Genomic DNA, 9,082 nt, shown 5'->3' with positions numbered 1-9,082 from the left:
CCTCCCACCTGGCCATCCGCCGCTCCACCGGCCCCACCCCGCCCTGACGCGGCACCCGGCCCGGCCGTCAGGCGGCGGGCCACCGGCCGTCGGGGGTCGTGCTCCGGCCGAGCAGGCGCAGCGCCTCGGCCCACGGCGTGGCCGCCGGGGTCCCGGCCACCGGAGGCCCGAAGGAGTCGGCGACGAACTCGCGGGGCAGGGCGGCGATCTCGCGGGCGAACTCCAGGCAGAAGGCCGTGAGCTCCGCGCCGGGCCGGTACTCCACTCCGAGCGCCGACGCGACGTCCCACGCGTGCACGGCGTTGTCGAGGGCGACCATGCGCAGCGCCGTCTTCGCGGGCAGCGGGGGGAACCCCTCGATGCGCACCTCGCGTTCCAGATCGGCGGCCCGGAACTCACCGCGCAGGGCCTGAGCCGAGCGCTCCCACTCGCTCTGGACCTCGGTGTCCGCGAGCTCGTCCCGCTCGGAAGCGGACGCGGGTGCCTCGCCGTCGGCGACCGCGCGCGCGAACCCGTCGTTCTGACCGACCATGTGGGTCAGCAACTGCCGCAGGTTCCACCCGCCGCAGGGAGTCGGCCGCGAGAGCGCGCCGGGCCCGACCTCGCCGACGACCCGGGAGACGTCGGCCAGGCTGCGTTCGTAGATAGTAAACATAGGTAGATGATAAGCAAATGCACATGGATTGCAAGCGGCTAGATTGAGGCGGCGTGAGCGATCGCACCGAACTGGGGTTTCTGCTGGATCGCCTGCTCCGCGAGGTGACCAGGCGCGAGCAGCCGATTTTCGAGCGCCACGGGCTCCAGATGTGGGACTACGTCGTCCTCGCCGTCCTGGGGCGCGGCCCGGCGAGGACACAGGCCGGCCTGGCCGCGGCGACGGGCCGCGACAAGACGCGGCTGATCCGGAACCTCGATCTGCTGGAGCGAAGCGGGCTGATCCGGCGGACACCGGACCCCGCTGACCGCCGGAACCACACCGTCTCCCTCACCCCGGAGGGCGAGCGGACCCTGCTCGCCTGCCGGGAGGAGATCCGAGCCATGGAGGACGAGCTGCTGGCCCCCGTCGGGACCGACCAGCGGGCGGCATTCGAGCGCACGCTCCGCACGCTCGTCACCAGGGCGGCCCCGCCACCGGAACAGAGGTGACCTAGGCGGGGCCGTCGGCCGCGGCGAGGTGGCGGGAGTTGTGGACGGCCATCCGGCGCACCTCGTCCTCGGTGAAGCCCTCCGCGAGGAGGCGGTCGGCCATCAGGGCCATGCCGTCCTCGACGGGCGGGTTGAAGGGCTGGCCGAGGTCGCTGGACAGGACGGAGTGCTCGGGGCCCACGGCGCGGATGTTCGCCAGCCAGACGTCCCAGGAGACCTTGCCGGTGTAGGCGGTGCTGAAGCAGCGCTCCATGAGGGCGCCCTTCGCCGCGAGTTCCCGCTGCCGGTCCACCGCGACGCGCTGGGAGGTGAACTCGGGGTGGGTGACGACGATGCGCCGCACGCCCGCCGCGACCGCCCCGTCCACGACGGTGTCGATCTCGTCCGCGCCGAGGTGGCCGGTGGCCAGCGTCATGTCGTACTTGGCGATCACCCGGAGCACCTGGCGGGCGGGCTCGGTGAGCCGGCCGTCGCCGGCGACGGTGTCGACCGGGTCGGCCGCCATTCCCTCGGCGCGCAGCTCGTCCTGCAACCGCGCCCACATCGGCGGGCGGGCGCCCTCCGGTGCGCTCGCCGTGCAGGCGCGCTGGTTGGCGCTGTCGACGGTCGGCAGCCACACGAACCGCGCCCCGGCGCGGGCGGCGAGCTCCACCGCCAGGGGGTTCATGCCGCCCACCGAGCCGTTCAGCGTGATCGCCCCGACGACGTCGACCCCGGGGACGGCGGCGCGCACCACGGCGGCGCGCTCGGCCGTGCAGAAGTAGTGCGACTTCAGCACGAGGCCGCCCAGCCCCGCCGCCGCGAACCTGGGCGCGACCGACAGGTCGTCGATGAGCCGTTCCACCACGTCCGGGGACACGTGGACGTGCAGGTCGTAGGCGCCGCGGACGAGTTCGCGCGCCCGGGCGGACGGCTTCGGATGCTCGCTCATTTCTTCCCTTCGAGGACGTCGGCGATGTACTCGGCTATGGCCATGGACGAGGTCGCGGCGGGCGAGGGCGCGTTGCGGACGGCGGTGACCGCTCCGAGCCGGTGAATGCGGAAGTCGTCCACCAGGCCGCCGTCCCGGTCGAGCGCCTGGGCACGTACCCCGGCGCCCGCGCGGACCACGTCACCGGGCCCGACCTCCGGCACGTACCGCCGCGCCGCCTTCATGTAGGCGCGCTTGGACAGGGAGCCGTGCACCTCCCGGACGCCGGTGCGCCAGTGCCGCCGCGCCATCCGCCACGACCCGCCCCAGCCGGCGATGTCGCGCAGGTCCCGCAGCGAGACGTCCGAGCGGCGGTACCCCTCGCGGGCCAGGGCGAGGACGGCGTTGGGGCCGACCTCGACGTCCCCCGACACCCGCCGGGTGAAGTGCACGCCGAGGAACGGGTAGCGCGGATCCGGGACCGGGTAGATGAGGCCGCGCACCAGATGCGCCTTCGCCGGGACGATGGTCATGTACTCGCCCCGGAACGGGACGATCCTCGGCCCCGGGTCGTCGCCCGCGAGGCCGGACACGACGTCGCCGTGGATTCCCGCGCAGATGACCAGGTGGCCGACCCGCACGCGCTCCTCGCCCGAGACGACCTCCACGCCGGCGCCCGAGACCTCGATGCCGGTGACGGGGAAGGACAACCGGACCTCCCCGCCCGCGCCGGCGATGTCGTCGGCGAACGCCTCGGCGACGCGCGTGAAGTCGGTGATCGCGGTGTACGGGGAGTGCAGCGCCGCGCGGCCCGCGGCGTGCGGTTCGATCTCCCGGATGCCCGCCGCGTCCACGCGCCGCATGCCGGGCACGGCGTTCCGCGCCGCCCGCGCCTCCAGGTCGCCGAGGCGGGCCACGTCGTCCTCGTCGACGGCGACGACGAGCTTGCCGCACTCGTCGTAGGGGATCCGCCGCGCGGCGCAGTACTCGCGCAGCATGGCCCGGCCGCGCGTGCACAGGTCCGCCTTGAGGCTGCCGGGCCTGTAGTAGATGCCCGCGTGCACCACCCCGGAGTTGTGCCCGGTCTGGTGGACGGCGACGCGGTCCTCCTTCTCCAGCACGACGACCCGCGTCCCCGGCCGCCGCCGGGCGATCTCCCGGCCGACCGCGAGCCCGATGATCCCCGCCCCGACGATCCCGACGACCTCGTCAGCCATGCACGTTCCCGTCCGTCCCTGGTGCCCTGCGAGACCGCTCCTTCATATCCCGTAGTCGCCGCGTCCGTCTCGCCCGGGGGTGGCGGCGCGGGACCGGACGTTGACGATCGCGGTGACGGCGGCGGTGACCACCTGGCCCAGCAGGAGGAACGGGCCGGCGACGAGGGCGAGGTCGACGGCGCGGCCGAGCCCGCCGACGAACGGGGAGAAGGCGAGGGCGGCGGGGACGACGGCGGCCGCCCAGTTCAGCGGGACGGCCACCGCGCCCTGGCGGACGACGCGGCGCCGGACGTGCCGCACCGAGACGTGCGTCGCCGCGAGGACGCCGGCGAAGACGATCACCGTGAAGAGCGCCATCTCGGTGAGGATGACGCTGATGCCCGTCTCGGCGTCCCGGCCGTAGGCGACGGTGTCGTAGGCGAAGACGGCGACGAGACCGGCCGTCGCCGAGAACAGCGAGAGGACCGCGCCCCTGCGCAGGCGGGCCGGGTTCACGGGACACCGAATCCCTGGCGATCGGAGTTGACGAACACCGCGGCGGCGTAGACGGTGGCCCAGTTCCGGCAGGCCGAGCGGTCGGCTCCGCTGCGCGTGTCGCAGTGGGCGAAGAGGTCCGCCTCGAACAGGGTGTCCGCGGTCCTGCGGGCTTCCGGATCGTGCGGAATGCCCATCCGCTCGTAGAAGCGCATCATGTCGTAGGCGTAGTCGTGCGCCTGGCAGGCGTGGGTGAAGTCGAAGGAGCGCCCCGTGTTGCCCGGTGGCGCCTGCCCGATGACCGGCAGCTCCGGCGTCGAGCAGAAGCCCTCCGGGTTGATCATCCGCGTCCCGGCGTCGGTCTCCACACGTTCCGGGGTGTACCCCATCTCGGCCGGGAAGTCCGTCCAGACGCCGTCCATCCCATAGACGAACCTCAGCAGGTCGTCCGGATGGAGCATGCTCGGCCACCACCGGATGATCTCGCCCACCGCCCTGCCGGCGGCCCGCCCGACCTCCTCCGGCTCCTCCGGCCGCTCCGGCTCCGCCGGAATCCTCGGCGGGGTCTCGCCGGAGGGGATCGTCCCGGGAGGCGGCCCGCAGCCCTCCCATCCGGGCACGTCACCGCCGGCCGCATCGGCGCTGCAGGAACGCAGCGAGTGGCGTTGCGCGGGGGTTCGTCCCTGGACGGGCTCGCCGCCGGCCGCGGTGGACCGCCCGTCCTCTCCGGACGGGCCGGCCTCGCGTGCCGCCGGGTCGCAGTCATCGCTGAACAGACTGCAGATGGCCTGCTGGACCTCGGTACCGGCCGTCCGCACGGCGGAGCCCAGCAGGGCGATCACGATGCAGCTCGCGAGCAGCAGCACGGCGGCGTACTCGGACGCGGCGGCGCCACCGTCCCGGCCGCCCCGCCGGGTGGAGGTGTGCCGGGTGGAGGTGTGCCGGGTGGAGGTGTGCCGGGTGGAGGTGTGCATGGCGCACCGCCTCGGGTCGATGACGGGTGCCGGTAACGATAAGTCCGGTTTGTCCGCCGCACACGGGTCCGCGGGCCCAAGCGGGGGCCCATTTGCCAGCAGCCGCTGTCATCGAGAGAAGCCCGACGGCGGGTACGGGCCCGACCGGTCAGGCCGGCTCCACGTGGTAGTCGGACGGGTCGAGGCGGCGGGTGCGGCGGCGGTAGCCGGTCATGAAGCCCGGCCAGTTGTTGGTGTTGCGGCGGTCGGCGTCGAGGTACCAGCTGTCGCAGCCGCCCTGGTTCCAGACGGATGTGCTCAGGCTGCGCTGTGCGGCGGCGTCGAACCCGTCCAGGACGTCGGCGCGGACCTCCAGGGACCTGGCACCGTCCGCGAGGAGGCGGGCGGCCTGGACGATGTAGGCGATCTGGCTTTCGAGCATGTGGACGATGGAGCCGGAGCCCACGTTCGTGTTGGGCCCGTACATCAGGAAGAAGTTGGGGAAGCCGGTGACGGCCATGCCGAGGTAAGCGCGGGCGCCGTCCTTCCACGCCGCGTTCAGTTCCTGGCCGTGCAGGCCGATGACGCGCATGGGCGCGACGAAGTCCTGGGAGCGGAAGCCGGTGGCCCAGATGATGGTGCCGGCGGGGTGGTGCGCACCGTCCCGCGTGCGGAGGCCGTCCGGTGCCACCTCGGTGATCGGGCTGTCCACGACCCGCACATCGGGCCGGTTGAGGGTCGCGTAGTAGTCGCTGGAGGTGAGGATCCGCTTGCAGCCGGGCTCGTAGCGGGGCCGCAGCCGTTCGCGCAGGCCCCGGTCGCGCACCGACAGGAGCGCGAACCCGCACATCGCGCGGATGTGCGCCGACAGCAGGCGGCGGCCGCGCGGGGCGACCAGCGCGGGGTTGAGCAGCAGCTCGAACCACAGGAAGACGCCCAGCCTGGAGAGCTTCTGCACGGCGGGCAGGCGGCGGTTCAGGGCCCGCCGCCAGCGCGGGTAGACGCGGTCGGGCTTGCGGCTGATCCAGTGGGATTCGAGCTGGAAGATCGTCGTCTCGGCCGCGTCCGGGGCGATGAGCGGCACGAACTGGATGGCGCTCGCGCCGTTGCCGACGACCGCGACGCGCTTCCCGCGCAGGTCGTGGTCATGGTCCCAGCGGGCGGAGTGGAAGACGGTGCCGGAGAAGGAGTCCAGGCCGGGGAGGGCGGGGACGGCGGGGTTGCTGAGCTGCCCGCACGCCGCGACGATGAGGTCGAAGTCGTGCCACGCACCGTCGCGGACGTGCAGGCGCCAGTTTCCGGCCCCGGCCAGGTACTCCGCGGACGTGACCTCGGTATCGAACCGGATGTGCGGGAGGATTCCGTACTTGTCGGCGCAGTGCCGCAGGTAGCCCAGGATCTCCGGCTGCTCGGCGAACCGGCGCGACCAGTCGGGCTTGGGCTCGAAGGAGTAGGAGTACAGGTGGGACGGGGCGTCGCAGGCGGCACCGGGGTAGGTGTTGTCGCGCCAGACGCCGCCGAGGTCGCCGGCCTTCTCGAACACGGTGATGTCGGTGAAGCCCGCCCTGCGCAGGCCGATGGCCAGGCCGATGCCGCTGAACCCGCTCCCGACGATGGCGATGGACGGTTCCCTGCGCCCCATGCGCGGCTCCCTGCTCTTCCCGGATCGCCGGCGAGCGCCCGCGGCGGCGCGGCAGGCCGCGCCGTCGGACGCCAATAACCGACACGTCTGTCGGTTAGACTGAAGCCAAAGCGAAGGGGAGTCAAGACGGTGGCGGAAACAAGTCCGAAATCCAGAATGCGCGGCCCGGCCCGGAAGGCGCTCATCACCGAGGCCGCGCTGGAGATATTCGCGAGCAAGGGGTACCACGCCACCTCGCTCGGCGAGATCGCGAAGGCGGCGGGTGTGGCGCGAACGGTGCTGTACGACCATTTCCCGTCCAAGCGGGTGCTGCTGCTGGCGGTCATGCAGGAGCAGAACACCGCGCTGGTCGAGTACGTCGGCGCCCGGATCACCGGCGCCGGCCCGCCCCGGGAGCGGATGCGGTCGACCATCGACGCCTACTTCAGCTTCGCGCAGAGCAGGCCGGCCGCGCGCAAGCTGCTCTTCGACCGCGCCAACGAGGACGACCCGGAGATCACCACCGTCCGGCAGGGCATCCGGGAGGCGCGGACCCGGGCGGTGACGGCCCTGCTCGGCAACGACATCCGCACGACGGTCGGGCGGGATCCGCACGAGCCGATCGCCGAGGCGATGGTCGAATTCCTCATCACCGGCCTGGACGGCGTCGCGCAATGGTGGGAACGCCACCCGGACATGCCCAGATCGGCGCTGGTCGAAGGGGCGATGCGCATTCTGTGGACAGGTCTCGGCAACGCCGAATAGGCGCGGGCGAGCGGCGGACTCCGGCCACCGGGGGGCTTGACGGCCCCCGGTGGCTTCCGCATAGTGGGGGTCCACTCGTAACCGACACCAGTGTCGGTTAACCCCCACCCCCCGTGAGGAGTGCGCCGTGGAGGACAGGACCCCATCGCAGCCCGAGCCCGAAGAGAACAACGGCGGGAGCGGCGTCGACCGCCGCAAGTTCGTCACCGGAGCGATCGCGGCGGCCGGAGCGGTCGCCGCGAGCGGGGCGCTGGGCGGCGGGACCGCCCAGGCGGCCACCCCCGCCACCCGCCAGGCCGGGCGAACACGCAGATTCGCCGCCGGACGCCGCGTCGCGATCTTCGGCGGCGGGATGGGCGGGCTCAGCACCGCCCAGGAGCTCGCCGAACGCGGATTCCAGGTCACCGTCTACGAACGCAAGACGTGGGGCGGCAAGAACCGCAGCATCCCGGTACCGAACACCGGCACGGGAGGCCGCGAGGACCTCCCGGGCGAGCACGGGTTCCGGTTCTTCCCGGGCTTCTACCAGAACCTGCCCGACACCATGAGCCGCATCCCGCTGCCCGGCGGCGGCAACGTCGCCGACAACCTGGTGGCCGGCAAGGAGGTCAGCGCCTACTACAACGGCACCAAGGTCATCCTCCCCGCCGCCGGCAGCATCATCGGCACGCTCAGCCCCGAGTCCCTGCTGAACTTCCTCAGCACCGGGATCAACGTGCTCGGCAAGGTCCCGGCGTGGGAGGTCGGCTACTTCCTGCAGAAGATGATCGCCTTCGTCACCAGCGGCCCGAAGCGCAGGTTCCGGCAGTGGGAGAACCTGAGCTTCGCCGAGTTCGTGAACGCGCAGAAGATGTCCAAGGGCTACAACGAGCTGCTGGTCGACATGTTCACCGGCACCCTCGTCGCCGCCAAGGCCGACAAGGCCGGTGCCCACACCATGGGCAAGATGGCGGAAGCCTGGGTCTACAGCACCCTCGGCCTGGGCGGCTACAAGGAGCCCGACCGGCTCCTCAACGCCCCCACCAACGAGTCGCTCATCGACCCCTGGATGGCGCACCTGCGTTCGCTGGGCGTCACCTTCCAGATCGACGCGACGCTGGAGCAGCTCACCGTCCAGGACAAGAAGATCGCCGGTGCCCGGGTCAGGGGGGCGAACGGGAGCGTCGACGTCCAGGCCGACTACTACGTGCTGGCGGTACCGCTCGAACGCGCGCTCCCGCTGCTCAACGACGACATCCTGGCCGTCGACCCCTCGCTGCGGTCGCTGCGCGAGCTGACGACCGACTGGATGAACGGCATCATGTTCTACCTGCGGCAGCCGATCAACCTCGGCAGGGGCCACGTCGCCTACGCCGCCCAGCCCTGGGCGCTGACCTCGATCAACCAGGGTCAGTTCTGGAAGGACACGAACATCAGCCGTACCTACGGCAACGGCGAGGTCAACGACATCCTGTCGATGTGCATCTCGGCCTGGGACGTGCCAGGCATCCTCTACGGCAAGCCGGCCCGCGAGTGCACCCACGAGCAGATCTTCAACGAGGTCAAGGCCCAGCTCCGCGCGGCCATCCCGTGGGGCCCGATCGTCCTCAACGACTTCAACATCCACTCCTACTTCATCGACCCGGCCATCACCGGGAACGGCACCCCGAACGTCGCCAACGAGGAGCCGCTGCTGATCAACAAGCCCGGCTCGTGGAACCACCGCCCCGAGGCCACCACCGGCCTGCCCAACCTGTTCCTGGCCTCCGACTACGTCAAGGCCGACATCAACCTCGCGACCATGGAGGGCGCCAACGAGGCCGGCCGCAAGGCCGCCAACGGCATCCTGGAGGCGTCCGGGGTGAACGAGTCCCCCGCCAAGCTGTTCAAGATGTACCTCCCGAACGAGTTCCAGGGCTTCTACGACGACGACGACCGCCGGTACGACCGCGGCGAGGCCAACGCCTTCGACCTCTGGGACCCCGTCAAGCCCTGACCCCCCGGCAGGCCCTGACCC

General features: G+C 71.9%; 9 protein-coding genes. 3 read left to right on the top strand and 6 right to left on the bottom strand.

The genetic code is table 11. The annotated features are described in order from the left end of the window. Positions 1-67: 67 nt before the first annotated feature. Entirely contained in the window at positions 68-655 is a 588-nt protein-coding gene (locus tag E1289_RS34075; protein WP_131987705.1) for a TIGR03086 family metal-binding protein, read from the bottom strand. 53 nt (positions 656-708) lie between these two features. Here E1289_RS34075 and E1289_RS34070 point away from each other — a divergent pair, with 53 nt between their 5' ends. Further along, the gene (locus E1289_RS34070) at positions 709-1,146 is read left to right on the top strand and encodes a MarR family transcriptional regulator (RefSeq protein WP_207929332.1); all 438 of its coding nucleotides are present in this window, start codon (positions 709-711) and stop codon (positions 1,144-1,146) included. Position 1,147: 1 nt separating this feature from the next. Here E1289_RS34070 and E1289_RS34065 read toward each other — a convergent pair whose 3' ends face one another. The 5 genes from E1289_RS34065 to E1289_RS34045 all read right to left on the bottom strand — a co-directional run bounded on the left by E1289_RS34065 (position 1,148) and on the right by E1289_RS34045 (position 6,342). Then, positions 1,148-2,077 carry a DUF6282 family protein gene (locus E1289_RS34065; RefSeq protein WP_131987703.1) on the bottom strand — a complete coding sequence of 310 codons (930 nt, stop codon included), beginning with the start codon at positions 2,075-2,077 and terminating at the stop codon, positions 1,148-1,150. Beyond that, positions 2,074-3,273 (bottom strand): L-2-hydroxyglutarate oxidase, encoded by a 1,200-nt coding sequence (gene lhgO / locus E1289_RS34060; RefSeq protein WP_131987701.1) that lies wholly within the window; start codon positions 3,271-3,273, stop codon positions 2,074-2,076. The genes E1289_RS34065 and lhgO overlap by 4 nt, the downstream gene beginning before the upstream one ends. A 42-nt stretch (positions 3,274-3,315) precedes the next feature. Further along, positions 3,316-3,768: a hypothetical protein gene (locus E1289_RS38615; protein WP_165970723.1), complete on the bottom strand. Its 453-nt coding sequence runs from the start codon at positions 3,766-3,768 to the stop codon at positions 3,316-3,318. Beyond that, complete coding sequence (locus tag E1289_RS34050) at positions 3,765-4,721, bottom strand: phospholipase A2 (RefSeq protein ID WP_131987699.1); 957 nt, start codon at positions 4,719-4,721, stop codon at positions 3,765-3,767. Before E1289_RS34050 ends, E1289_RS38615 begins: the two co-directional genes overlap by 4 nt. A gap of 148 nt (positions 4,722-4,869) precedes the next feature. Beyond that, positions 4,870-6,342, bottom strand: a complete 1,473-nt coding sequence (locus tag E1289_RS34045) for an NAD(P)/FAD-dependent oxidoreductase (protein ID WP_131987697.1) — start codon at positions 6,340-6,342, stop codon at positions 4,870-4,872. A gap of 129 nt (positions 6,343-6,471) precedes the next feature. Here E1289_RS34045 and E1289_RS34040 point away from each other — a divergent pair, with 129 nt between their 5' ends. Both E1289_RS34040 and E1289_RS34035 read left to right on the top strand, forming a co-directional pair. Beyond that, positions 6,472-7,086: a TetR/AcrR family transcriptional regulator gene (locus E1289_RS34040; RefSeq protein ID WP_131987695.1), complete on the top strand. Its 615-nt coding sequence runs from the start codon at positions 6,472-6,474 to the stop codon at positions 7,084-7,086. 127 nt (positions 7,087-7,213) lie between these two features. Continuing rightward, entirely contained in the window at positions 7,214-9,061 is a 1,848-nt protein-coding gene (locus tag E1289_RS34035) for an FAD-dependent oxidoreductase (protein ID WP_131987693.1), read from the top strand. Positions 9,062-9,082: the final 21 nt, after the last annotated feature.

Origin of the sequence: Actinomadura sp. 6K520 (genome assembly GCF_004349245.1) — a bacterium.
Classification (GTDB): domain Bacteria; phylum Actinomycetota; class Actinomycetes; order Streptosporangiales; family Streptosporangiaceae; genus Spirillospora.
Note: the sequence above shows the minus strand (reverse complement) of the source record. Positions and strands in the feature narration are given on the sequence as shown.

Bases quoted from the DNA above. Each gene is read 5' to 3' on its own strand.
- E1289_RS34075 (WP_131987705.1), bottom strand. From the start codon at position 655: ATGTTTACTATCTACGAACGCAGCCTGGCCGACGTCTCCCGGGTCGTC.
- E1289_RS34065 (WP_131987703.1), bottom strand. From the start codon at position 2,077: ATGAGCGAGCATCCGAAGCCGTCCGCCCGGGCGCGCGAACTCGTCCGC.
- lhgO (WP_131987701.1), bottom strand. From the start codon at position 3,273: ATGGCTGACGAGGTCGTCGGGATCGTCGGGGCGGGGATCATCGGGCTC.
- E1289_RS34050 (WP_131987699.1), bottom strand. From the start codon at position 4,721: ATGCACACCTCCACCCGGCACACCTCCACCCGGCACACCTCCACCCGG.
- E1289_RS34045 (WP_131987697.1), bottom strand. From the start codon at position 6,342: ATGGGGCGCAGGGAACCGTCCATCGCCATCGTCGGGAGCGGGTTCAGC.